The 24587-nt window shown below is 41.2% G+C and carries 21 protein-coding genes and 1 pseudogene; 17 read left to right on the top strand and 5 right to left on the bottom strand.

The window, feature by feature from the left end; all coding sequences use genetic code 11:
- The first annotated feature begins 14 nt into the window (after positions 1–14).
- From KFQ09_RS05005 to KFQ09_RS04995, 3 genes are all read left to right on the top strand, one after another.
- A complete protein-coding gene (locus KFQ09_RS05005) occupies positions 15–356 on the top strand; it encodes a DUF5365 family protein (RefSeq protein WP_035392580.1) in 342 nt (113 codons plus the stop codon).
- 307 nt (positions 357–663) lie between these two features.
- The gene (locus tag KFQ09_RS05000) at positions 664–1329 is read left to right on the top strand and encodes an HAD family hydrolase (RefSeq protein WP_046527420.1); all 666 of its coding nucleotides are present in this window, start codon (positions 664–666) and stop codon (positions 1327–1329) included.
- Positions 1330–1343: 14 nt separating this feature from the next.
- Positions 1344–2882 carry a bifunctional GNAT family N-acetyltransferase/carbon-nitrogen hydrolase family protein gene (locus tag KFQ09_RS04995; RefSeq protein ID WP_007497061.1) on the top strand — a complete coding sequence of 513 codons (1539 nt, stop codon included), beginning with the start codon at positions 1344–1346 and terminating at the stop codon, positions 2880–2882.
- Positions 2883–2927: 45 nt separating this feature from the next.
- Here KFQ09_RS04995 and KFQ09_RS04990 read toward each other — a convergent pair whose 3' ends face one another.
- A complete protein-coding gene (locus tag KFQ09_RS04990; protein WP_025207006.1) occupies positions 2928–3344 on the bottom strand; it encodes a hypothetical protein in 417 nt (138 codons plus the stop codon).
- A 166-nt stretch (positions 3345–3510) separates the two neighbouring features.
- On the opposite strand from KFQ09_RS04990, the gene KFQ09_RS04985 reads away from it, so the two are divergent.
- From KFQ09_RS04985 to KFQ09_RS04935, 11 genes are all read left to right on the top strand, one after another.
- Entirely contained in the window at positions 3511–3927 is a 417-nt protein-coding gene (locus KFQ09_RS04985; RefSeq protein ID WP_008349030.1) for a VOC family protein, read from the top strand.
- A gap of 82 nt (positions 3928–4009) precedes the next feature.
- The gene (locus tag KFQ09_RS04980; protein ID WP_007497064.1) at positions 4010–4927 is read left to right on the top strand and encodes an AEC family transporter; all 918 of its coding nucleotides are present in this window, start codon (positions 4010–4012) and stop codon (positions 4925–4927) included.
- Positions 4928–4954: 27 nt separating this feature from the next.
- On the top strand, positions 4955–6547 hold the full coding sequence (locus KFQ09_RS04975) for a PucR family transcriptional regulator (protein ID WP_236810341.1): 1593 nt from the start codon (positions 4955–4957) through the stop codon (positions 6545–6547).
- A 240-nt stretch (positions 6548–6787) separates the two neighbouring features.
- Positions 6788–8125 (top strand): aspartate aminotransferase family protein, encoded by a 1338-nt coding sequence (locus KFQ09_RS04970; protein ID WP_255836068.1) that lies wholly within the window; start codon positions 6788–6790, stop codon positions 8123–8125.
- Between the two features lie 163 nt (positions 8126–8288).
- Positions 8289–8846, top strand: a complete 558-nt coding sequence (locus tag KFQ09_RS04965) for a glycerol-3-phosphate responsive antiterminator (RefSeq protein WP_017360356.1) — start codon at positions 8289–8291, stop codon at positions 8844–8846.
- A 216-nt stretch (positions 8847–9062) separates the two neighbouring features.
- Positions 9063–9878 (top strand): MIP/aquaporin family protein, encoded by an 816-nt coding sequence (locus KFQ09_RS04960; RefSeq protein WP_008349011.1) that lies wholly within the window; start codon positions 9063–9065, stop codon positions 9876–9878.
- 15 nt (positions 9879–9893) lie between these two features.
- Complete coding sequence (glpK, locus tag KFQ09_RS04955; protein WP_007497075.1) at positions 9894–11390, top strand: glycerol kinase GlpK; 1497 nt, start codon at positions 9894–9896, stop codon at positions 11388–11390.
- Between the two features lie 139 nt (positions 11391–11529).
- A complete protein-coding gene (gene glpD, locus KFQ09_RS04950; RefSeq protein WP_017360355.1) occupies positions 11530–13191 on the top strand; it encodes a glycerol-3-phosphate dehydrogenase in 1662 nt (553 codons plus the stop codon).
- 144 nt (positions 13192–13335) lie between these two features.
- A complete protein-coding gene (locus tag KFQ09_RS04945) occupies positions 13336–15081 on the top strand; it encodes a phospho-sugar mutase (protein ID WP_255836067.1) in 1746 nt (581 codons plus the stop codon).
- A 151-nt stretch (positions 15082–15232) separates the two neighbouring features.
- Positions 15233–16378 carry a GAF domain-containing sensor histidine kinase gene (locus KFQ09_RS04940; RefSeq protein ID WP_099496411.1) on the top strand — a complete coding sequence of 382 codons (1146 nt, stop codon included), beginning with the start codon at positions 15233–15235 and terminating at the stop codon, positions 16376–16378.
- Complete coding sequence (locus KFQ09_RS04935; RefSeq protein ID WP_007497084.1) at positions 16375–17025, top strand: response regulator; 651 nt, start codon at positions 16375–16377, stop codon at positions 17023–17025. Before KFQ09_RS04940 ends, KFQ09_RS04935 begins: the two co-directional genes overlap by 4 nt.
- A 158-nt stretch (positions 17026–17183) precedes the next feature.
- Here KFQ09_RS04935 and KFQ09_RS04930 read toward each other — a convergent pair whose 3' ends face one another.
- The gene (locus KFQ09_RS04930; protein ID WP_008349000.1) at positions 17184–17432 is read right to left on the bottom strand and encodes a YhdB family protein; all 249 of its coding nucleotides are present in this window, start codon (positions 17430–17432) and stop codon (positions 17184–17186) included.
- Positions 17433–17623: 191 nt separating this feature from the next.
- On the opposite strand from KFQ09_RS04930, the gene KFQ09_RS04925 reads away from it, so the two are divergent.
- Entirely contained in the window at positions 17624–17944 is a 321-nt protein-coding gene (locus KFQ09_RS04925) for a YqzG/YhdC family protein (RefSeq protein ID WP_370648322.1), read from the top strand.
- 45 nt (positions 17945–17989) lie between these two features.
- Here KFQ09_RS04925 and KFQ09_RS04920 read toward each other — a convergent pair.
- Positions 17990–19464, bottom strand: a pseudogene (locus KFQ09_RS04920) (catalase).
- 159 nt (positions 19465–19623) lie between these two features.
- Entirely contained in the window at positions 19624–20055 is a 432-nt protein-coding gene (locus KFQ09_RS04915) for an Rrf2 family transcriptional regulator (RefSeq protein ID WP_007497090.1), read from the bottom strand.
- Positions 20056–20238: 183 nt separating this feature from the next.
- Between KFQ09_RS04915 and KFQ09_RS04910 the strand changes: the two genes are divergently transcribed.
- Complete coding sequence (locus KFQ09_RS04910; RefSeq protein WP_255836066.1) at positions 20239–21438, top strand: globin domain-containing protein; 1200 nt, start codon at positions 20239–20241, stop codon at positions 21436–21438.
- A 67-nt stretch (positions 21439–21505) separates the two neighbouring features.
- Positions 21506–22930 carry a SpoVR family protein gene (locus KFQ09_RS04905; protein WP_370648314.1) on the top strand — a complete coding sequence of 475 codons (1425 nt, stop codon included), beginning with the start codon at positions 21506–21508 and terminating at the stop codon, positions 22928–22930.
- 50 nt (positions 22931–22980) lie between these two features.
- Here KFQ09_RS04905 and KFQ09_RS04900 read toward each other — a convergent pair whose 3' ends face one another.
- Positions 22981–24345 carry an alkaline phosphatase gene (locus tag KFQ09_RS04900; RefSeq protein ID WP_058337533.1) on the bottom strand — a complete coding sequence of 455 codons (1365 nt, stop codon included), beginning with the start codon at positions 24343–24345 and terminating at the stop codon, positions 22981–22983.
- Between the last annotated feature and the right edge of the window lie 242 nt (positions 24346–24587).

Below are 24587 nucleotides of genomic sequence, written 5' to 3'. Positions count from 1 at the left end.
GAGGTAGATGCCACGTGAGATTAATGAAAGCTGCGACAGACCTTCAAGAGCAGGCAATTGAAGAAGTATCAAAGGAAATTGAAGATCTTTTATCCCATTCTGTCAATGGAGAAGAGCAGGAAAAACAATCCCCGCTTACATTCATTGATGGTGTGTATAACGGGACAATGGATGATGCTTTTCGTATCTTATCAGGTCTTCAGCTATTACATACCATTATTTTAAAGCCGAAGCGACATATCACAAAACGAGATCGTGAGTTATTTGAACTCAACCGTGAACAAGTTAATGCGTGCGGCTTTTCTTTCCCGTTTGATTTAGATGATTTTGCAGGCCGTCACCTTCAAAATGCGTAAAAGTTGGTGTGAACTTCCTTGTTAACTTACAAGGTCGTCGCACATACTATTTTTAAGGGAACGGAGAAACCTTCAAGATCTGTAATACCAATTCCGCTCTTTTTCAACAATGTCTATTCTCCACGAATCGGAGCGCTTGGATCTCTTGCAGAAAGAATCGAACATGACAGGAGCCTGACAAAACGATGCAGGCTCCTTTTATACATAATCATTTTAGCAGACATTCATCTTTGAAAGTCAATTTTATTCACGATATGATAGCAGTATGGAAGATATTTCAGACTTTCGGAAAAAAGGAGTGGCCTCTTTGGTAAAGGCGATTATATTTGATTTTGATGGATTAATTTTAGATACAGAAACACATGAATATGAGGTTCTGCAGGAAATGTTTGCGGAGCATGAATCGGAGCTGCCTCTGTCTGTATGGGGAAATGTGATTGGAACGCAGGCAGGTTTTAAGCCTTTTGAATATTTGGAAGAGCAGTTAGGGAAGACATTAGATCATGAGGCACTCACAGCGGACCGGAGTTCACGTTTTCAAAAGAGAATGAAGGACGAAGTAGCAAGACCTGGTGTAGAAGCTTATTTAGAAGCGGCAAAGGAGCTTGGAATTAAGATTGGACTTGCTTCCAGCTCAGATTATAAATGGGTGTCTGATCACCTGAAACAAATTGGACTTTTCGATTACTTTGAATGTATCCGCACGTCAGACGATGTGGAAGAAGTGAAGCCTCACCCAGAACTTTATTTGCAAACCGCACAATGCTTAGGCGTTGAGCCAAAGGATTGCGTGGCATTTGAAGACTCTGTGAATGGGTCAATCGCTGCCAAACGAGCGGGTATGAAATGTGTCATCGTGCCAAATAAAGTGACGAGCACACTGCAGTTTGAAGAATATGACGCGAGATTAGAATCCATGGCTGAAATCGAATTGCTCCAGCTATTCCATCAGCTTGAAAAAGAGGATCAGTAAGGGGGCAATACATCATGGCAGAAAAACTAGATTTAACGCGATTTGAAAAAAGAATGGTGATTCGAAATATTAGAGAAGAAGATATCGACCGAATCATTGCATTGCAAGAGGTATGCTTTCCAGGCATGGACCCTTGGAAAAAAGAGCACCTTGAAAGCCACCTTGAACATTTCCCAGAAGGCCAGTTCTGTGCGGAATTCGAGGGAGAAATTATTGGCTCATGTTCAAGTTTATTAATTAACTTTGATGAATACGATGATCGTCACACATGGCAGGACATCACAGATGATGGATATATCACAAACCATAATCCAGATGGGATGAATATGTACGGAATTGAAGTAATGGTCAGTCCTGAGTACCGCCGGATGAAAATCGGTCATCGTTTATACGAAGCAAGAAAAGACTTAGCGAGAAGATTAAATTTAAAAAGCATCATTATTGGCGGACGTATCCCGAATTATCATAAATATCAAGAGGAAATGACGCCTCGCCAATATGTAGAGCAAGTTATGCTGCACCAAATTTATGATCCTGTGCTATCTTTTCAGCTGTTAAATGAATTTAGCCTGATGCGGATCAATCCGAATTACTTGCCGGATGATAAAGCTTCCAGCACGTACGCAACGCTAATGGAATGGAACAATGTCGATTATCGCCCGCAATCGAAAAGATATTATAAATCGGCGTTCCCAGTACGTATTTGTGTCATTCAATATGCAATGAAGCAAATTCATTCCTTTGAAGAGTTTATGAATCAAGTGGAGTATTACGTGGATGTGGCATCAGATGCGTCAGCTGACTTTGCCGTTTTCCCGGAAATCTTTACAACGCAGCTTATGTCATATTTAGAAGAGAGATCACCAAGTCTAGCAGTGCAGCGGATCACAGAATATACTGAGGACTACATCAATTTGTTTACAGATCTCTCGGTCAAGTACAACATTAATATCATTGGTGGTTCTCATTTCGTTGAAGAGGAAGGGAAAATCTATAATATCGCCTATTTATTTAGACGTGATGGAACGATTGAAAAGCAATATAAGCTGCATATCACGCCGAATGAAAGAAAATGGTGGGGGATTTCAGCTGGTGACCAAGTCCGGGTATTTGATACGGACTGCGGTAAAATTGCGATCCAAATTTGCTACGATATTGAATTCCCTGAGCTTGCTCGAATTGCAGCTGACAAAGGAGCGAAAATTATTTTCACTCCATTCTGTACAGAAGACCGTCAAGGCTATTTACGAGTGCGTTACTGTGCGCAGGCGAGAGCGGTTGAAAATCAGATATATACGGTCATTTCTGGAACAGTCGGAAACCTTCCGCAAACAGAAAACATGGATGTCCAATATGCACAATCAGCCATCTTTGCACCATCTGATTTTGAATTCGCAAGAGATGGCATTGTAGGGGAATGCAACCCGAATATTGAAATGGTGGTTGTCGGTGATGTCGACTTAGAAATATTAAGAAGGCAGCGTCAAGATGGGACGGTTCGTCAGCTGAAAGACCGAAGAAGAGACGTGTACCATATTGAATATAAGAAATAATCAAAACAAGCGCCCCGCAGTTATGCGAGGCGCTTTTCTTTATGTTTACATTTTCTTTAATGCGAGTGTAGCAAAGTGGGCAATGCTTTTGGCAGCTAAAAATGGAACGTCTGATTTGACAAGAGATTGATAAATCGTTTTTTCTACTTGTTTCCATGTAAGAGCAGGCTCTTCTAAAAGATTTTTTAAATCAGGTCCTACATGCTGGTTGAAAAACTGCTCAAATTGTTCACGTTTTTCTTGTCCGGCAATCACTTCTAATTTTTGTAGCCACTTTTCTTGTTTTTGGAAAGATTGTTCGATGTTTTGTTTAATGGTGTCTGTTGTTGAAGGAAGCTGAAAATCACTTTCTGCTGTCACCTGCTTCGTTTGAATAGATGCAGCATCAGCTGTTTGTGTAATAGGTGAAGCGAATAAAAGGACAGTGGTGGAGAGCATCAAAGATTTTGCGATTGTTTTCATTAAGAAAACCTCCTAGTTCATTTAGTATTGTGCACGAGATTTATTATACATTTTTGTTAAAATAAGGTAATGAGACTTACCGCTTATTTTTTCATGCGACAAAGGGATGTCAAATGAAAAGACGAATATACTGAATGGAAATGATGTTTTACAAAGGGAGAGGGATATGGGGCGACAATCTAAACATCTGTATATCAATTTGCCGGTTAAGCATGTAAATGAGTCAAAGGCTTTCTTTGAACAGCTGGGTTTTGACTTTCAACAAGAACTGACGAATGAACATGCTGCTTGTTTTGTGATGAATGAGACGATCACAGTCATGCTGTTATCACTTAAGCATTTCCAATCCATTTCAGAGAAGGAATTGGTAGATGCCAGAAATGGCGCAGAGGTCATTATCTCTTTACAGGTCGAGACGAGGGAAGAGGTTGATGAGCTTGTAGAGCGTGCGATCGCAGCTGGTGGTTCACCGTTTAAGGAAAAACAAGACCATGATTTCATGTATGGCTGGAGCTTTCAGGATCGTGATGGTCATTTATGGGAAGTGTTTTATATGGATGAGGAGAGAAGCGACCTTTCATAAGGGTGCTTCTTTTTTATTGATGATCAGTGGTATGATAAGAGGGTAAAAAATAGGAATTCATCTAGAGAAAAGTAGGTGCTGCATGGAGTTTTTACTTGTCTTAATGCCAGTGTTCGGCATATTCCTTATAGGGTATATTGGGCAGAAGACAATTGGTTTTGATATACATACGCTCTCATCAATGTCTTTATATTTAATGTCACCATTTCTTGCGTTTGAAACCTTTTATCAAAATAAAGTATCGATGGACTATGTGTACTTATCTATATTTGTCGTAGGGCTTTGTCTTTCACTTGTTTTATGTGTCTTCATTTTATCTCGAATTTACGGGTATTCGAATGAAACGTATTGTGCCATGATTTTGTCATCAGCATTTATGAATAATGGAAATTACGGCACGCCTGTTGTCCTTCTTGTTTTTGGAGCAGCTGGTTTAGATATTGCGATTGTGCTAATGGTCCTTCAGCAGCTCGTCATGAGTACAATCGGCATGTATTATGCAGCAAAAGGTGGAGAGGACGCGGGAGACTTGAAGGTCGTTCTAAAAAAAGTGCTGCGTATGCCGGTTGCTTACGGGGCTCTTCTTGGTTTATTATTTCAGCTCATTGACCTTTCATTACCTAAAGAGCTTATGACAGGTGTTCAGCTGGTCGGGGATGCAGCGATACCAACGATTATGCTGATTTTAGGTATGCAGCTCGCAGTGATTTCTTTTAAACAAGTGGATTATCGCAATATTTCCTATGCGGTGCTGCTGAAGCTGTTTATCTCACCACTCATCGCCTTTGGTTTTACACTTATTTTACCTGTTGATGATTTGGTGAAACAAATTATGATTTTAGTTGCAGCGATGCCGACAGCGGCGAATACAACGTTGATGGCTGTGCAATTTCGAACGAAGCCTGAGTTTGTCTCAAGCACGACGTTTCTTAGTACGATTTTAAGTATTGTGACTTTACCTGTTTTATTATGGATTTTATCCATGCACCCTCTGGGATAGGGGACGGCAAACAAAGGGGACTTATGAATGAATGTAGATGTTCATTTTCAAGTAAGTGATGTGTTAAAAACGAAGCATTTTACGCATGCGAAAGTGTTAGCTGGGGAAAAGGGATTGTTTCGGCAGGTAAAATGGGTACATGTACTTGAAGTGCCTGCTGTAGAGGATTTGTTAAACGGAGGCGAGCTGATCTTAACGACGGCCGCAGGCTTCCATGATCAATTGGAAGTCTTTCAGGCGTTTTTAAGGCAGTTGATTGACTCAGGTGCGGCCGGCTTGTGTATTGAATTTGTACCGCTCCGGTTTGATGTACCGGAAGAACTGATTATTTATGCAGAAGAACGTGATTTTCCGCTTATTCTGTTTACAAAAGAAGTGAAGTTCGTCAATATTACACAGCATCTCCATACGATGATGATTGAGCGTCAGTATCAGATGATGGCGGATTTAGAAACACTGTCGTCCAAGTTGAATGAGCTTTTATTGACTCCTCATCCGCAGATGGATATTTTGGATCAAGTGTATCAGCACGTGAGAGGGATTCTTTTGTTGATCCCTGTTCAAGGTGAACCGATTATTTTATGTGATTCATCCAAACAAACAGAAGAGCTTGTGATGAATTATTTGCAATATGCTTCATTACCAAAAGGATATGAAGTGACGCAAAAACAAGTTCTTGCACTCAAACAAACCTTTGCAGACCTCGTCCTCATTCATCAATCGAACACGCTCTCGGAATTTGAACTGCTTGTGATGGATAAAGGAGCGAATGCCCTTGCCCAGCAAACTTTAAGAGAGCTGTATACAGAAGAGCTGAAGAAGACAAAAGAGAATGAATGGCTGCAAAAATGGTTTCATGAAGAGCATACAGAAAGAGAAATCATAGAACACCTTGAGGAAACAGAAGGACTGAAAAAACCGACCGGCTGTGTGGTGATGCTCTTTCAAAAAAACCACCAAATAGAAGAAATCGCAGGGAATCTTTATTTTCTTGTCTCTTGCCGTTCTATTTTTCAGCGTGCTGGTTTCTATTTGATTGTGTACGAGCATCAAGGACAAACCTTATTTATTTTATTGAATACAAGAAAAGTTGAGGACTGGAAAGAGCGTGCAGAAAAAGCGGCAAACGACATCACGCAATTATATGACCGTGAGAAGCCCGGCGAGGCAGTCATCAATTATGGAATCGGTTCATATTGTGAGCAATTTCAGTACATGAGAAAAAGTTTTCAAGCAGCGAAAGAAGTGCTGCATTTAAAGAAAGTGATGCCGCAACGGATAAAAAGCCCATTTTATCAAGATTTACATATGCTTCGGTTGATGCCTGTCATGAAAGAAAGCGGGTTATTAGAATGCATGGTGAAAGAGTATTTAGAGCCGGTGATTTTATATGATAAACAAAATAGCGGCAGGCTCTATCAGACGCTGAATATCTTTTTACAGACAAACGGTTCTAAAAAAGAAACCGCAAGCCAGCTCTATATTGTGAGGCAGACGCTTTATCACAGATTGGATAAGCTTCATGCTTTACTTGGTGAGGATATGATGCAAGCGCCAAAACGTCAAGCGCTTGAATTTGCGATCCTTGCTTATGAATTTTTACAGGGGAATCGCCATTAATGGTATATGTTAGATTTGCTAAGGGATCAAGTAGAGTGTCTCATGGTTCTTTTCAATCAGTTGACGATCTGTCTAATGTAATGTGTCTGGCCCCTTTTTTATAATGAGAGTAACGACACGGGCGGTCTTGTTTCAGTTTCATATGCCTCACTTTTATCCATATAATGAATGGAGAGGTCATATGCAGGACCGGTTTAAGTTTCTTTTATGATGAAAACGGATACATGGGGGCGTGGGAAGATGAAAACACATAACGCACAAGATCTTCAGGCGAAAGATGATCAGTTCATTTGGCATCATATGAAAGGGAAAAACAAAGAAAATGAAAGTATGGTGATTCATGAGGCAGAAGGCGCATGGGTGACAGATATTCATGGAAATCGCTATTTAGACGGGATGTCAGGACTATGGTGTGTAAATGCCGGATATGGACGTAAAGAGCTTGCAGAAGCGGCGTATAAGCAATTAAATACGATGCCTTACTACCCACTGACACAAAGCCATGTGCCAGCGATTCAGCTGGCTGAGAAGCTCAATGAATGGCTAGGCGGGGACTATGTGATCTTCTTTTCTAACAGTGGTTCTGAAGCGAATGAAGCGGCATTTAAGATTGCCAAACAATATCATGCGCAAAAGGGAGAGAGTACACGCACAAAATTTATTTCCCGATATCGATCGTATCATGGCAACACAGCAGCAGCTCTAGCCGCAACGGGTCAAGCGCAGCGTAAGTACAAATATGAACCGTTAGGGCAGGGATTTATCCATGTCGCACCGCCTGATATGTACCGGCATCCTGAAGATCAAGAGAGCTTGGCAAGTGCTGCGGCAATAGATCAGGCCATGACGTGGGAACTAAGTGAGACGATAGCTGGGGTCATTATGGAGCCGATCATTACGGGCGGAGGTATCCTAATGCCGCCAAAAGGGTATTTGAAGAAGGTCAAAGATATCTGTGAAGCCCATGGAGCGCTTCTCATTGTGGATGAAGTCATATGCGGCTTTGGCCGGACAGGAAAGCGGTTTGGATTTATGCATGAGGAAGTGAAGCCAGATATCATCACCATGGCAAAAGGGATCACAAGTGGATATTTACCGCTATCTGCAACGTGCGTAAAACGAGACATTTATGAAGCGTATGCAGGAGAAGATACGTATGACAGGCTACGGCATGTGAATACATTTGGCGGTCACCCTGCTTCCTGTGCGGTTGCGCTTGCTAACCTAGAGATCATGGAAAACGAGCAATTAGTGGAGCGGTCACGCACGCTTGGCCAAGACATGCTCGAACGTTTGCAAGAGTTAAAAGAGCATCCATTTGTCGGTGATGTGAGAGGAAAAGGTCTGCTGTTTGGGATTGAGCTTGTGCAGGATCAGGCGTCAAAAAAGCCAGCTGATCCAAGTGTAGTCGGTCAATTGATTGTAGAATGTAAAAAGCGGGGATTGATCATCGGGAAAAATGGGGATACAGTGGCTGGCTATAATAACGTGGCACAGCTAGCACCACCGCTAAATATCACTGATGAAGACGCCTCATTCATTATTCATACTTTAAAAGAAAGCATGGCACAATTATAGCAGAGAGATTTCTCTGCTTTTTTCTATGCCCTGAAAGGATCAGGTTTTGATCGATCTGCTAGGCTGAATGGTCAATGGGCACACTAGGTGTATTGAAAAAAACATGTGATTCTATTACTGTAAGGAGAAGATAGAACCAATACACACGAGAAGGAGACGGCATATGAGTTTTCATGATCAACCCATTCTACCTGCTGTTCGCAATATGAAGCAATTTGAGGAATTTTTAAAAAGTCCATTTACATATGGGGTCTTACTAGATGTTCATTTAGGGCGGCTTAAGGGCATCATGAATGAGGCGAATGCGCATCATAAAAAAATGTTTGTCCATGTCGATCTCATTCACGGAATCAAACATGATGAGTACGGAACGGAATTTATTTGTCAGGAAATGAAACCAGCTGGCATTATTTCTACTAGGTCTTCTGTCATAGTGAAAGCCAAGCAGAAAAAGGTATATGCCATCCAGCGAATGTTTTTACTTGATACAAGTGCGATGGAAAAAAGCATGGAGTTTGTCGGAAAACATCGTCCAGATTTTATTGAAGTATTGCCGGGTGTCGTGCCAGATTTAATTACAGAAGTGCGCGAAAGAGCTGGAATACCAATATTTGCAGGAGGATTTATCCGAACAAAAGAAGATGTAGAAAGGGCGCTTGCAGCAGGGGCGACAGCTGTCACCACATCGAATACAGAGCTTTGGAAAGCATTCCAAAAGTGAAAAAGATAAAATGTGAAAATTGATTGACAACGTTTTCATCCTCTGATACTATAGCACTAAGTTAATATCATGTGATGGAGAAATGGAGATCCACAACGACGCTTTACTAGGTGACAAATGACCCTGATGTAAAGTATGTTTGTTGTGGATCTTTTTTTCTGTATCTTTTCTACACATTTATAGGGGATGGCAACTGAACCAGAGGAGGAATTTTTCATGACACCATTTTGGGGTGAAGTCGTTGGTACAATGCTTCTGATTATTTTTGGAGGCGGTGTGTGTGCGGCAGTCAGTTTAAAGAAATCGCTTGCTTATCAGTCCGGTTGGATTGTAATCGCTTTCGGATGGGGATTTGCAGTAGCGATTGCAGCTTATGCCACTGGAGGAATTAGCGGTGCACATTTAAACCCGGCGCTGACAATAGGTCTTGCATTAGAAGGAAGTTTTCCTTGGGCTGATGTTCCAATGTATATTGTCGGTCAAATGCTTGGCGCATTACTCGGAGCTATTATTGTCTTCTTACATTACTTACCGCACTGGAAAGCGACAGACGATCCAGGTGCAAAACTAGGCGTATTCTCAACTGGTCCTGCGATTCCGCATACTTTTGCAAACGTGCTCAGTGAAGTCATTGGTACATTTGTATTGGTGGTAGGAATTTTAGCGATTGGTGCAAATAAATTTGCAGACGGAGTCAATCCGTTGATTGTTGGTTTCTTAATTGTTGCGATTGGTCTTTCATTAGGTGGTACAACTGGTTACGCAATTAACCCTGCACGTGATTTAGGTCCAAGAATCGCACATGCCATTCTGCCGATTCCAGGTAAAGGTCCATCAAATTGGAAATATGCTTGGGTTCCTGTTGTTGGTCCAATTTTGGGCGGTGCATTTGGCGGTGTTTTCTATAATGCAGCCTTTAAAGCGAACGTCACACCAGCCTTTTGGATTGTAAGCGTTATTTTAGTTGTGGTATTGTTAGGACTCTATGTTTCTACGAAAAACCAGACAAATGCTGTCAATGAAAGTATGTAAGGGGAGGAAAACACCATGGCAAAAGAAAAATATATTCTCGCATTAGATCAAGGGACAACAAGCTCAAGAGCGATCTTATTTGATCAAGAAGGTAAAATTGCCCATACAGCTCAGAAGGAATTCAATCAATATTTTCCGAACCCAGGCTGGGTAGAACACAATGCAAATGAAATTTGGAGCTCTGTTCTATCAGTTATTTCAACTGCTTTAATCGAATCAGGAATTGAAGCAGATCAAATCGCCGGTATCGGAATTACGAACCAGCGTGAGACAGCTGTCGTTTGGGATAAACATACAGGCGCACCTGTTTACAATGCAATTGTTTGGCAGTCACGACAAACATCGGGTATATGTGATGAGCTAAAAGCGCAAGGACACGATGAAACGTTTAGAAATAAAACCGGTCTTCTGATTGATGCTTATTTCTCAGGTACTAAAGTGAAATGGATTTTAGACAATGTAGAAGGTGCTCGTGAGAAAGCAGAAAATGGTGACTTGCTGTTTGGCACAATTGATACATGGCTCATTTGGAAAATGACTGGCGGTCAATCACACGTGACAGATTATTCAAATGCATCAAGAACGTTAATGTTCAATATTTACGATCTGAAATGGGATGAAGAACTCCTTGATATCTTAGGTGTTCCAGCTTCCATGCTGCCAGACGTCAAACCATCATCACACATTTATGGTGAAACAACAGACTATCACTTCTTCGGTAAAAATATTCCGATTGCAGGAGCGGCAGGAGATCAGCAGTCTGCGTTATTCGGTCAGGCTTGCTTTGAAGAAGGAATGGCGAAGAACACATATGGTACAGGATGTTTCATGTTGATGAATACAGGGGAAAAAGCAATTAAGTCGGATCATGGATTGTTAACGACGATTGCATGGGGCATTGACGGCAAAGTTGAATATGCTTTAGAAGGAAGTATTTTCGTTGCTGGCTCAGCGATCCAGTGGCTGCGTGATGGACTTAGAATGTTTAAAGACTCAAAAGACAGTGAAGCTTATGCTGAGCGCGTTGAGTCAACAGACGGCGTATATGTCGTACCAGCATTCGTTGGTTTAGGCACACCATATTGGGATAGTGATGTCCGAGGCGCTGTATTCGGTTTAACACGCGGTACTTCTAAAGAGCACTTTGTTCGTGCAACGTTAGAATCACTTGCTTATCAAACGAAAGATGTTTTAGATGCGATGGAAAAAGATTCAAACATCTCACTTAAAACATTGCGCGTCGATGGCGGGGCTGTAAAGAATGATTTCTTAATGGGCTTCCAAAGTGATTTGCTCGATGTACCAGTAGAACGTCCAGAAATTAATGAAACGACGGCACTCGGTGCGGCCTATCTTGCGGGAATAGCAGTTGGCTTCTGGAACGACCGTTCAGACATTGCAAAACAATGGAACCTTGACAAGCGCTTTGAACCTAAAATGGAAGAAGACAGCCGTGACTCGTTATACAGCGGGTGGAAAAAGGCCGTAAAAGCAGCTCAAGCTTTCAAATAAACAAAAAGTATGGTATACTTCAAGTAAGTTAATAGAACGGTTGGAGAACTGGAGAGACCGCAAGCACCGAAGTGTAGAAATACGCTTTGGGTGTTTGCGGTCTCTTTTTCTTTACCGTACAACATGGGAGGAACAAGAGATGACTTTTTCTAGCTTAGAAAGAGAACAAATGCTTCAGGACATGACAAAAAAACCATATGATGTGTTTATCATTGGTGGGGGTATTACAGGCGCAGGTACGGCACTTGATGCGGCTTCACGCGGAATGCGTGTCGGTCTTGCGGAAATGCAGGATTTCGCAGCAGGTACGTCTAGCCGCTCAACGAAACTAGTGCACGGTGGACTTCGTTATTTAAAACAATTTGAAGTGAAAATGGTCGCAGAGGTCGGTAAAGAGCGTGCCATCGTATACGAAAACGGTCCTCATGTGACAACGCCAGAATGGATGCTTCTTCCGATGCATAAAGGCGGGACATTCGGTAAGTTTTCAACTTCAATCGGACTTAGAGTATATGACTTTTTAGCTGGCGTTAAGCATAGTGAACGCAGAAGTATGCTAAGTGCAAAAGAGACACTTGCAAAAGAACCACTTGTGAAAAAGGATGGCTTAAAAGGCGGGGGCTACTATGTTGAATACCGTACAGATGATGCACGTCTGACAATTGAAGTCATGAAAGAGGCTGTGAAATTCGGGGCAGAAGCGGTCAACTATGCGAAAGTAAAAGAATTTATTTATGATAAAGGCAAAGTTGTCGGTGTTGTCATTGAAGATGTCACAACACAGAAAACATACGATGTATATGCGAAAAAAATCGTCAATGCGACTGGTCCATGGGTCGATCAGCTAAGAGACAAGGACCACTCAAAAGAGGGGAAACATTTACAGCATACAAAAGGAATTCACTTAGTATTTGATCAATCTGTTTTCCCATTAAAACAAGCAATCTACTTTGACACACCTGATAAACGAATGGTCTTTGCGATTCCAAGAGAAGGAAAAACATACGTGGGAACAACAGATACCGTTTACAAAAAACAGCTGGAACATCCGCGTATGACAAAAGCAGATCGTGATTACGTGATCAAAGCCATTCAATATATGTTCCCAGATCTTAACATTACAGAGAAAGACGTTGAATCTAACTGGGCTGGTCTTCGTCCACTCATTCATGAAGAAGGAAAAGATCCTTCAGAAATTTCTCGTAAAGATGAGGTATGGACATCATCTTCAGGCTTAATCACGATTGCCGGCGGTAAATTAACAGGTTACCGTAAAATGGCTGAACACATTGTGAATCTTGTACGTGATGGACTGAAAGAGGAAACTGGAAAAGATTTCGGACCATGTAAAACGAAACATATGCCAATTTCAGGTGGGCATGTAGGCGGTTCGAAAAATATGGCATCCTTTGTTCAAGCGAAAACGGCAGAAGGAGCATCCGTTGGTTTGACAGAACCGATTGCACAAAAATTAGCTGAGAAATATGGCTCAAACGTCAGCAATGTCTTCAAGCGTGTAGAGCAGCTTCAAGGGGAAGCAGACAAACGAAACATTCCCGCATATGTGTTGGCTGAACTTGTCTATGCGATCGAAGAAGAATTGGCTGTAACACCTGTCGATTTCTTCTTGAGAAGAACAGGCAGCCTATTATTTAATATCAATTGGGCAAAAACGTATGCACAGCCTGTTGTTGACTATATGGCAGATCGTTTTGGCTGGGATGAAGCGACAAAACAGAAACATCAAACTGAATTAGACCGACTATTCCATGAAGCAGTCGTACCGCTTGATGCTGAATAAGTAAAAAGCCGATCGTGTATCGGCTTTTTTTATTTTGTTCATCGTTTTTTCATATGTTCATGATATAACATGACATGAAGGATAATTCCATATAAAATAACAGTAGATGTTATTTTATTGATGATAAGAGCTGGGAGGACGACCATGAGTTGGAATACGAATTATGAGCGTTGGATCAATGAGAAGCACCTGGATACTGAACTAAGGGAATGGCTGGAGGCACATCAAGATGATCATCAAGCGCTTGAAGACTGCTTCTACAAAAATCTTGAGTTTGGTACTGGAGGAATGCGCGGAGAAATTGGTGCTGGAACGAACCGAATGAATGTTTACACTGTTCGAAAAGCATCTGCTGGTCTTGCTGCGTATATTGCAGCACATGGAGAGGATGCAAAAAAAAGAGGCGTCGCCATTGCCTATGATTCACGCCATAAATCTCCTGAATTTGCGATGGAAGCGGCCAAAACACTTGCTTCACATGGCATTCAAACATACGTATTTGACGAACTGCGTCCGACACCAGAACTCTCTTTTGCAGTTCGAGAACTGAATGCCTTTGCAGGGATTGTTGTGACAGCAAGTCACAATCCGCCAGAATATAATGGCTATAAAGTTTATGGAGAAGATGGAGGCCAAATGCCCCCATTTGAAGCAGATCAAGTCATTAAAGAAGTAGATGCCATCGAAAATGAATTAGCCATTTCAGTGGAATCAGAAGAAGTATTGAAGCAAAATGGTTTGATCCGCATGATTGGTGAAGAAATCGATCAAGCGTATATGGAAAAATTAAAAACCATTCGTGTGCACCCTGAGCTTGCAAAAGAAGTCGATGTCAAAGTGGTGTTTACCCCGCTTCACGGGACGGCGAATAAACCTGTCCGAAACGGACTTCAGGCCTTTGGTTATAAGCATGTGACGGTTGTACCTGAACAGGAAAAACCAGATCCGCAATTCTCGACGGTTACGTCTCCAAATCCAGAGGAGCATGCCGCTTTTGAATATGCCATCAAGCTTGGCGAAAAGCAAAATGCTGATATGTTGATTGCGACAGATCCAGATGCAGATCGATTGGGTATTGCTGTGAAAAATCATGATGGAGAATTTACCGTTTTGACCGGCAACCAAACAGGCGCCTTACTACTTCATTATTTATTATCTGAAAAACAAAAACTAGGTCAGCTACCGCCTCGCCCCGTTGTGATGAAAACGATTGTGACAAGTGAGCTTGGGCGCGCTGTTGCCTCAGCATTTGGAGCTGACACGATTGATACGCTCACTGGCTTTAAATTTATAGGGGAAAAAATCAAGCAGTTTGAGGAAAGCGGAGAATACACGTTTCAATTCGGCTATGAAGAAAGCTACGGCTATTTGATCGGTGATTTTGCACGAGATAAAGATGCAGTTCAAGCGGCGTTATTAGCAGTTGAAGTCGCAGCCTTTTATAAGAAACAAGGCAAGTCATTATATGATGCGCTTGTTGATATTTTTAAGGAATTTGGATTTTACAGAGAAGGCTTAAAGTCATTAACCTTAAAGGGGAAAGTAGGAGCGGAGCAGATTTCTGCTATTCTTCATACCTTTAGATCAAACCCACCAACTTCTATCGCTGGTCAGCGCATTACGGTCATTGAGGATTATCAATCAAGTCAAAGGCACCTTGTGGCTGAAAAGAAAGAAGAAACGATTCATCTGCCGGCATCAAACGTCCTGAAATATTTCCTTGAAGATGGCTCATGGTTTTGTTTACGACCTTCTGGTACGGAGCCTAAAGTCAAATTTTATATTGCAGTCAAAGGCACATCGTTAACAGACAGCGAAGAAAAGCTGAAACACTTATCAGAAGAAGTCATGAAAGTCGTCTATGACATTGTGGAAGAAACAGCTAAATAAAACATCACAAAGCCATCATGTCATGCATGATGGCTTTTTCTCAGTCAAAAGGATGAGAAAAAATCATCCTTTTTGAGAAAGAGCCGCACAGATGCTCATGGTATAATCAACATATTGATCAGAGAGGCAGTAAAAGCCGGGGGTACACACGATGGGAGATTACCAAGAAAAAGTCAAAACATTAAAAACGTTAAAAGAAATTGCTGAAAAGCTAAATGAAGGGATGGAAATGAAGGAAACGCTTCATGAAGTGCTTCATATGCTTATGGAAGTGACAGGCTTTCAAACAGCATGGATTTATTTTATAGAAGAAGACGGATCGTATGAACTAATGGCAGAAGTATGTTTACCTGAAGCGCTGGCAAAGCATCAAAAAGAGCTCATGTGTCAAAACGATTGCTATTGCATCAATCGATACACAAAAGGTTCACTGCAATCAGCGACCAATATCATCAATTGTAAACGGATTGAAACGGCGATTGAGCAAAAGCTTGGAGATACAGAAGGAATTACCCATCATGCAACCGTTCCGCTCCAAGCATGTAAGCGTACGTTTGGCTTATTAAATGTGGCGGCAAAAGGGAAGGTCACATTTACACAGGAGGAGCTGAATCTGCTTGAAAGTATTGCACTGCAAATTGGTACGGCTATTCAGCGCATGAAGCTTGTGCAAAATGAGCAGCAGCATGCACTTTTAGAAGAACGAAACCGGCTTGCGCAGGATTTACACGATTCTGTGAATCAAATGCTGTTTTCCGTGAGTTTGACTGCAAAGGCAGCGCGTCAAATGACAAGTGATCAAAAATTAGGTGAAATGATTGATTTTATTCAGCATTTATCACAAGATGCCCTCATTGAAATGCGTTCACTCATCTGGCAGTTAAGACCAAAAGGGCTTGAAAAAGGATTTACGACAGCGATTGAAGAGTATGCACAGCTTTTAGGTCTAAATTGTTCATTGTCTTTATCAGGCTGTATGGAAATAGATCATTCAAAGCACGAAACCTTATTTCGCGTATGCCAAGAAGCTCTAAATAATTGCCAAAAGCATGCGGGCGTTGAGAAAGTAGAGGTCAAACTGGAGCAATCAGGAGATACGTTTGGTATGAAAATCATCGATCAGGGAAAGGGATTTCAGTATGATGAACAAATGAGTCTTCCTTCATTTGGGCTGAAAGGGATGGCTGACCGTATCCGAAGAGCAGGTGGTACATTTTGCATCAATTCTGAGCTAGGGAAGGGAACGACGATTGATGTGAAAGTACCATTTTCTCAAGAAAGGAAGGGATTGTCATGAGGGTAGTCATTGCAGATGATCATCACATTGTCCGAAAAGGGCTGGTCTTTTTCTTGCAAACTCAGCCAGATGTGGACATCGTTGGAGAAGCATCCAATGGAGAAGAGGCACTACAGGTAGTGAGGCAGACAAAGCCTGACATTGTCTTGATGGATCTTTCTATGCCTGTAATGAATGGGATTGAGGCGACAAAGCAAATGACGCTGGATATGCCGGATGTCCGCATTGTCATTCTGACAAGCTATGCAGATAAGGACTATGTCATCCCTGCTATCCAAGCGGGAGCGAAGGCTTATCAGCTCAAGGATGTAGCACCTGAAAAGCTTCTCACGACAATGATTGAGGTGCAAAATGGTACGTACCAGCTAGATGGTCATATTACAGCGTTTCTTGTCCAGCATCTAACAGAACCTAAAGAGCAGAAATGGGCATTGATGAACGAACTGACCAATAGAGAACGTGATGTCTTATTTGAAATCGCAAAAGGGAAAAGTAACAAAGAAATCGCCTCATCGCTTTTTATTTCTGAAAAGACTGTGAAAACTCACGTGTCTCATGTGTTATCAAAGTTAGAGCTGGCAGATCGAACTCAGGCCGCTCTATATGCGGTAGATTATCAAAAAAATCAGCCGAAAGAGCTGTTGTAAACAGTCATGGTGGACATTCCAAAAGACTTCATGAGTATTTCTCATGAAGTCTTTTCTTCTTTATAAAAGGCGGTTAGTAAAAGGGTGAAAACAAAGAGCTAAAATAAAGTTCATTCTAGCCCTATGTCAACAATCTGAAAGAAAATCAACCTTTTCCTTTATGTGTACATTGGTTCAGCATATGCTTCAGCAACGGCAGCTTCTGAAGCATGGTCAATATACTGCAGGAGTCCATATAAACATTTTTCAACATCTGCATCGTTCCGGTTAAATTGATACGCATGTAAGAAATGCTCAATACGTTTTGAGAGCAAATCATCTTGCGTACGTACCATAAGAATAAGTAAATTATCCCATTGCGAGCGATGCGTATAATAAAGTGCCTTATCATAATCTGCCACATTCATTAAACCTTCTCCTTTCCCTTGAGAAGTCCTCATTAGTTTGCTCGGATCAGGTCGACTTTTTCAGGGGAAAAGTTGGTGTCTGCATAAACAGGGTACCGGGAATTATAGGCTGAATAAATGCTTGATGTATGAAAAAGAACCAACCAGCAAAACCTAAACAAAATAGACATGAAAGTGAGAATATTGATATCATGCACCCGAAATTATGGATGCTTTTTGCAGCAGGAATTATTTTATTCGGCAGTCTCATGGTTCATCCATCTTCACAAGCAGCCGTGCAGCCGGCGGAGAATTGGGAAAGACTTGCGTATACTGCCTTGCAAGATGAATATGAAGGCGCCGCTTTAAACGATTATCATTACATTGGACGTACACAAGTGAATGAAGATCAAACAAAAGATGTGTTTCGCGTGACCGTGAAGGAAGGCTCCACACGATTTGCAGCACATGCAGAAATTTATTTTCATCCAGTGACGGGTCATTTGATTAGTATTAACGTATTTCGGCTATAAAAAAGCACCTCTTTTAAAAAGAGGTGCTCCAGCTGAAAAGAAGATTTATTTCATGCTTCCTTGAAGATATGAGCGAATATCCACACCGAGTGAATCCGCTAAACGCTGTCCATAATCTTCATCTGCACGATAGAAGTTGCAGATCGCAAGTAATTTCGTTTTTTCATTTACGTCTTTCAAGTCAGCTGTCAAGTTTTTGATCAATGCTTGTTTCTCTTCTTCAGAGTAGCTTCGATATTTTTCTCCAGCTTGTTTGAAATCGTTTGGTTTTTCGATTTTTTGTCTCACCATACGGTCACCGTGAAGAACCGGTTCACTTTCTTTGTAGTGAGGGTTTTCTTTTGGCTGATCGTCATAACGGTTTGGTTCATAGTTAATATGACCGCTTGGACGAGTTGTTGTCATAAAGCCATCCTGTTGGTTATTGTGTACAGGCGCATAAGGACAGTTCACTGGGATGCGCATGTAGTTTGCACCTAGGCGGTGACGCTGCGTGTCAGGATAAGAGAACAGACGACCTTGAAGCAGTTTGTCTTCAGATGCTTCAATTCCTGGTACTAGGGCACTTGGCGTGAAAGCAGCTTGCTCTGTTTCAGCAAAGAAATTTTCTGGATTGCGGTTCAGAGTCATGCGGCCCACTTTTTGCAGCGGATAATCTTCTTCGCTCCACGTCTTCGTCGGATCACATGGATCATAATCTAGTTCATCATAATCACTGAGCGGCATAAGCTGAACGTAAAGATCCCATGCTGGATAATTTCCTTTTTCAATACGATCATACAAGTCTCTTGTCGCATGCTGGAAGTCGTTTGCTTGAATTTCTGCAGCTTCTTCCATCGATAAATTGCGAATGCCTTCTGATGGTCTCCAGTGGTATTTCACATATTTTGTTTCTCCGTATTTGTTTACCCATCTAAACGTATGAACACCAGAACCGCGCATTTCAGCGTAGTTCGCAGGAATACCTTCGTCAGAGAAGAGCCATGTGAGCATGTGAGTGGATTCAGGTGTTAACGTCATAAAATCCCAATAACGGTCAGGATCTTGAATGTTGGTTACAGGATCTGGCTTGAGAGAGTGAACCATATCAGGGAATTTGAGTGCATCACGAATAAAGAAGATCGGTAAGTTGTTCCCAACTAGATCATAGTTGCCTTCTTCTGTATAAAATTTGACTGCGAAGCCGCGAGGGTCACGTAATGTTTCAGGTGAACCTTTAGGGTGAATAACCGTTGAGAAACGGACAAAAACGTCTGTTTGTTTTCCTTCTTCACTTAAGAAGGCTGCTCTTGTATGTTTCTCCATGCTATTTTCTACTTCAAACACACCATAAGCGCCGGCGCCTCTTGCATGAACAACACGCTCTGGAATACGTTCACGGTCAAAGTGTGCAAGTTTTTCAATCAAATGGTAATCATCGAGAAATGAAGGCCCCTGTGACCAGCAGTTCTTGAGTTTTGATTATCTCCAACTGGCACGCCTTGATTCGTCGTCAAATTTTTATGATTAGAATTTGTCATTCTTTTTCTCCTCCTGTAAACAAAAATGGTTTCTAGCAATCTATATACCCTAATTATATTGAATCAAACATGATAGTCAATATTTATTTATAATAATTTTAAATAAATTATTATTACAAGGAGGTAAAGAAAAAGACGAAAGAAATAAATTCTTTCGCCTTAGAGCAGAAGCTCTCTTAGAGCATCTTTGTTTTGTGTTAAATCACTTAATGTGTATTGGTCAAGAACGCGTAAATAAGCAGTGAGTGCTTCATGAAGTACGTGCTTTAATGAACAAATCGGGGAGATAATACAGCTGTTTTTCTTCGGATCAAAGCATTCCACCATGACTAAATCATCCTCTGTATAGCGGACAACCTCACCAATATTAATGCTTTCTGGGCTTTTCCCCAGCCTAATCCCACCATTTCTTCCGCGGATCGTTTCTACATAACCACGTTTTCCAAGATGGTAAATGACCTTTGTCAGGTGATTTTTCGAAATGCCATAAATATCGGCAATCTGCTGAATATTTGACAGTTCATTGTTTTCTCTCGAAGCTAAATAAATGAGTACCCTTAATGAGAAATCTGTATAATTCGTAAGTTTCATTTGGACGACCTCTAAACCTAATAGAGTTTTGTATCATCGTAACACATTTTAGACAAAAACTGTTCGAGAAAGTACTAAATGTGACAACATTTAAAACATGTATTATAAATATTGCTTTTATACGTTGTCTTCCATTACGATAAAGATGTATTTAAAATACATCTTTTGAAAGAAGGAATAACGATGTTATCCACAGATCAAATGAATGCCATTAAACAATCAGCCCCTCTTCTAAAAGCTGAGGGAACAAAACTTGTGACAGTTTTTTATCAAAATATGATCAGACAGCATCCAGAGCTACTCAATCAGTTTAATAAAACAAATCTCATGAATGGAAGCCAGCCAGAGGCGCTTGCGGCAACACTCTATCAAGCTGCACTGCACATTGATCGCTTGGCAGACTTGCTACCTGCTGTGAAACAAATTGCCCATAAGCATGTCAGTGTCATGGTGAAAAAAGAGCAGTACCCAATCGTCGGATATCACCTTCTTGAAGCAATGAAAGAGGTATTTGGGTTATCAGAGGAAGATGACACATTGTTGGCTTGGAAGGCTGCATATGACATCATTGCGAATATATTCATCACCATTGAGGCAGAAATGATGGCTGAAAATGTGAAACAAACTGGTGGATGGACTGATGTCAAACCGTTTATTCTGAAGAAAAAGAAACAAGAATCTCCATCACTCATTTCCTTTTATTTCGTACCAGAGGATGAATCTGAGCTACCAATGTATGAAGCTGGTCAATACATTACGGTGCAGGTAGATATGCCGGGTGAAGCCTATGTATGCAGCAGACAATACAGTTTATCAGATCAATATCACCCATCTTACTATCGCATCACAGTGAAACGAGATGGGCATGTCTCCACATTCCTGCACGATGAAATGAGAGAAGGCGATATTCTTCACGTGAGTATGCCGCAGGGAATGTTCTGCTTGAAAGATGACACAAAAGAACCCGTTTATTTGATTAGTGCCGGTTCTGGTGTCACACCAATGATTGGTTTAGTGAAAACAGCGTCGCATAACAATCAGCCATTCACGATGATTCATGCAGACAGACTAGAGGATGTAACCGCTTTCGAACAAGAGTTTGAACACGTTCTCACTTCATCTCCAGATGGGCGTATTATCCTTTGTAACGAACAATTTGAAAAGAATGGAAAGAGTGAGCTGGTTGAGAAGGTGGCTACGCGGATTGACCGACCTTTCCTTCAATCAGTCATTGGCGAAGGAAAAGGCCAATTTTATGTTTGCGGTTCCCCAGCATTTACACAGGAAATGATCCTTATTCTAAAAGCGCTGGACATTCCGGAAGAGAATATCCATTTTGAAGCGTTCGGCGGGCAGTCCATGAAAGAAATGGAAGTCGTCTAAACAACTGGCTGAACATCATGTTTTTTTAGGTACGCTCATATAGTAGGGATAAGTCCGATGAGGAGGGATGGTTTCCTTGAGCGTATCTGAAAAGCGTCTTTTACAACGAGCCATTGATGAAATTACAGAAATTGCAGAAGGATTTGGTCTGGATTTTTATCCGATGAGGTATGAAATCTGTCCCGCGGAGATTATTTATACATTCGGTGCATATGGCATGCCAACACGATTTAGCCACTGGAGCTTTGGAAAGCAATTTCACAAAATGAAGCTTCATTATGATTTAGGATTAAGCAAAATTTATGAGCTGGTGATTAATTCAAATCCTTGCTATGCCTTTCTCCTTGATAACAATTCGCTTGTTCAAAATAAACTAATTGTGGCTCATGTCTTGGCACACTGCGATTTCTTTAAAAACAACTGCCGTTTCCAAAACACAAAACGAGATATGGTGGAAAGTATGTCAGCGGCAGCAGAGCGAATTAAAGAATATGAACATATCCACGGTACAAAAGAAGTCGAGTCCTTTTTAGATGCTGTATTGGCATTGCAGGAGCATATTGATCCGTCGCTTGTTCGTTCAAAATTAAGCTGGAATCTCGACGATGAAGATGAATATGAAGAGGACAAACCAAAACGCCAAACGCCATATGATGATTTGTGGGGAATGGATGAACCAAAAACACGTGAGAAAAAGAAAACGATCAAGCAATTCCCCCCAAAGCCAGAAAAAGATATTTTGCTCTTTATCGAGGCACACTCCCGGGAGCTAGAGCCTTGGCAGCGGGATGTGCTGACGATGCTGAGAGAGGAAATGCTCTATTTTTGGCCACAGCTAGAAACGAAAATCATGAATGAAGGCTGGGCATCGTATTGGCACCAGCGGATTATGCGTGAACTTGATTTAGATTCAAGTGAATCGATTGAATTTGCCAAATTAAATGCAGGTGTCGTGCAGCCATCTAAGACAGGAATCAATCCTTACTATTTAGGGCTGAAGATTTTTGAAGATATTGAAGAGCGCTACGATCATCCATGCGAGGAATTAAAAAAAGCAGGAGTGACGGAAGGGTCCGGTCGCAGTAAAATGTTTGAAGTGCGGGAAATTGAATCAGACATTTCTTTTATTCGAAATTACTTAACGAAAGACCTTGTGATGAGGGAAGATTTGTACTTGTTTCAAAAGCAGGGGAGAGACTATAAAGTCATTGATAAAGAATGGAAGGCAGTCCGTGATCAGCTAGTCAGCATGAGGGTCAATGGCGGCTTTCCGTATTTGACAGTCATCGATGGTGACTATTTAAAAAACAATGAACTCTATATTAAACATTGGTATGAAGGCATTGAGCTCGATCTCAAATACTTAGAAAAGGTACTTCCATATTTGTATCAGCTATGGGGAAGAAGTGTGCACATCGAGTCAGTTCTTGAAGGAAAAGAAGTGATGTTTTCATACGATGGAAAAGGGGTTCATAGGAAGTATCTCGCTTAATGATCAAAAAAGATGTCTACGACTAGACATCTTTTTTTGTGATTAGCACTTTATTGGTTTTTCAGCAGTTTGAAAATGTGTTTCGCTTGATCTGTATTTTCCATGAGCCCTTTTAGCTGTTCGCTTGTTGGCCCATAAGCATAAAATGGTACTTCATCCCCTGTATGACCCGATGTGGTCCAGCCTGTATGAGACCTTGTATTGATGACTTTTTCGATGGCATCATCAATTTGAACAGGATCTTTTGTTTCAGCTGCCTTTTGAATAGAGGCGATTTCCTCTTTTGTGAAATCAAGGTCGATGTATTGTTTGAGCGCAGTCTCGACCTTCATACCCCCTACAATTTTGTTTGCAATGAAATCAGGTGTCTTTTTTGCTGCTTTGACAGGCTGATAATCCCAGCTGCCCGATCCGTCTGCCCCGAAGGAAAGGCCGCCAGTTGAATGATCTGCTGTCGTGATGACTAACGTGTTTTTATCCTTTTTTGCGAAACGAATGGCTTCTTCAAATGCTTTTTCAAAATCTTTCATCTCACTCATCGCACTGACAATATCGTGGTCATGTCCAGCCCAGTCAATTTGACTGCCTTCAACCATGAGGAAAAATCCTTTTTTGTTTTTAGACAGCTGTTTGATGGCTGAGGATGTCATGTCTTGCAAGGAAGGGGTCGTTTTATCACGATCAATTGCTTTATCGAGACCACCGTCAGCAAAAATGCCTAACAATTTTTGCTGTTTGTTTTTTTGTAAGTCAGCTTTATTGGTTACGTAACGATAGCCTGCTTTTTGAAATTCTTTCGTCAAATCACGATCTTTGCGGACAAAATCGATCAGTCCTCCGCCAAGCATGACATCGACTGTATGCTGTTTGCCAATTTTCTCATCGAAGAAATCATCAGCAATGGCTGCTGTGTTTTTTCTAGAAACATCGTGGGCGGCATACGCAGCAGGTGTCGCATTGGTTAATTCAGATGTGACGACGAGACCAGTAGACTTTCCTTTGCGTTTTGCTTCTTCTAATACTGTTTTTAGTTTTTTGCCATTTTTGTTTACACCAATGGCGTTGTTGTATGTCTTTTGACCAGTTGCCATGGCTGTCCCAGCTGCTGCTGAATCAGTAATGTTACTTTTAGAATCATCAGGGTATGTTTTATGCATGCCAGTGAGGTAAGGGTCAAACGCTGTTTGCTTGGAAAGATCACCGTTGTGTTTAAATGAGCGGTAAGTTGAAAGGTAAGGTGTTCCCATGCCATCTCCAATGAGCACGATCACATTTTGTACGTCATTTTTTGGTTTCTTTTTAGCCTCAGCTTTGTCAGCCTGTCCAAATTCAATTCCTGAAAAAATACCAATCGATAACACTGATGCGGCTGCGATTGCAGCTATTTTCGTTTTCGAGCTTTTCAACACACTCATTCATTTTGCCTCCTCATTGTTTATGTATCGCTCTCACGTTTACAATGGTAGAACAGAAGTGTGGATTCCAAATGACAGCACCGTAAAGTTCACTTTAAAATTGTAAAGGTCCACTTTACATAGAATGAACCAAAAAGAGAAATGAATGTATGATTTATCTATGACAAGATGCATTTGTTTTGTCATGATTGTGTAATAAAAATGAAATAAAAAGAACCCTAAAAAAAAATATTTTTTGCCGA

The organism is Bacillus sp. FS02, from assembly GCF_024398395.1.
GTDB classification, from domain to species: Bacteria; Bacillota; Bacilli; order Bacillales; family Bacillaceae; genus Bacillus; species Bacillus altitudinis.
The sequence above is the reverse complement of the archived record's forward strand: the minus strand, read 5'-3'. Positions and strand labels throughout refer to the sequence as shown.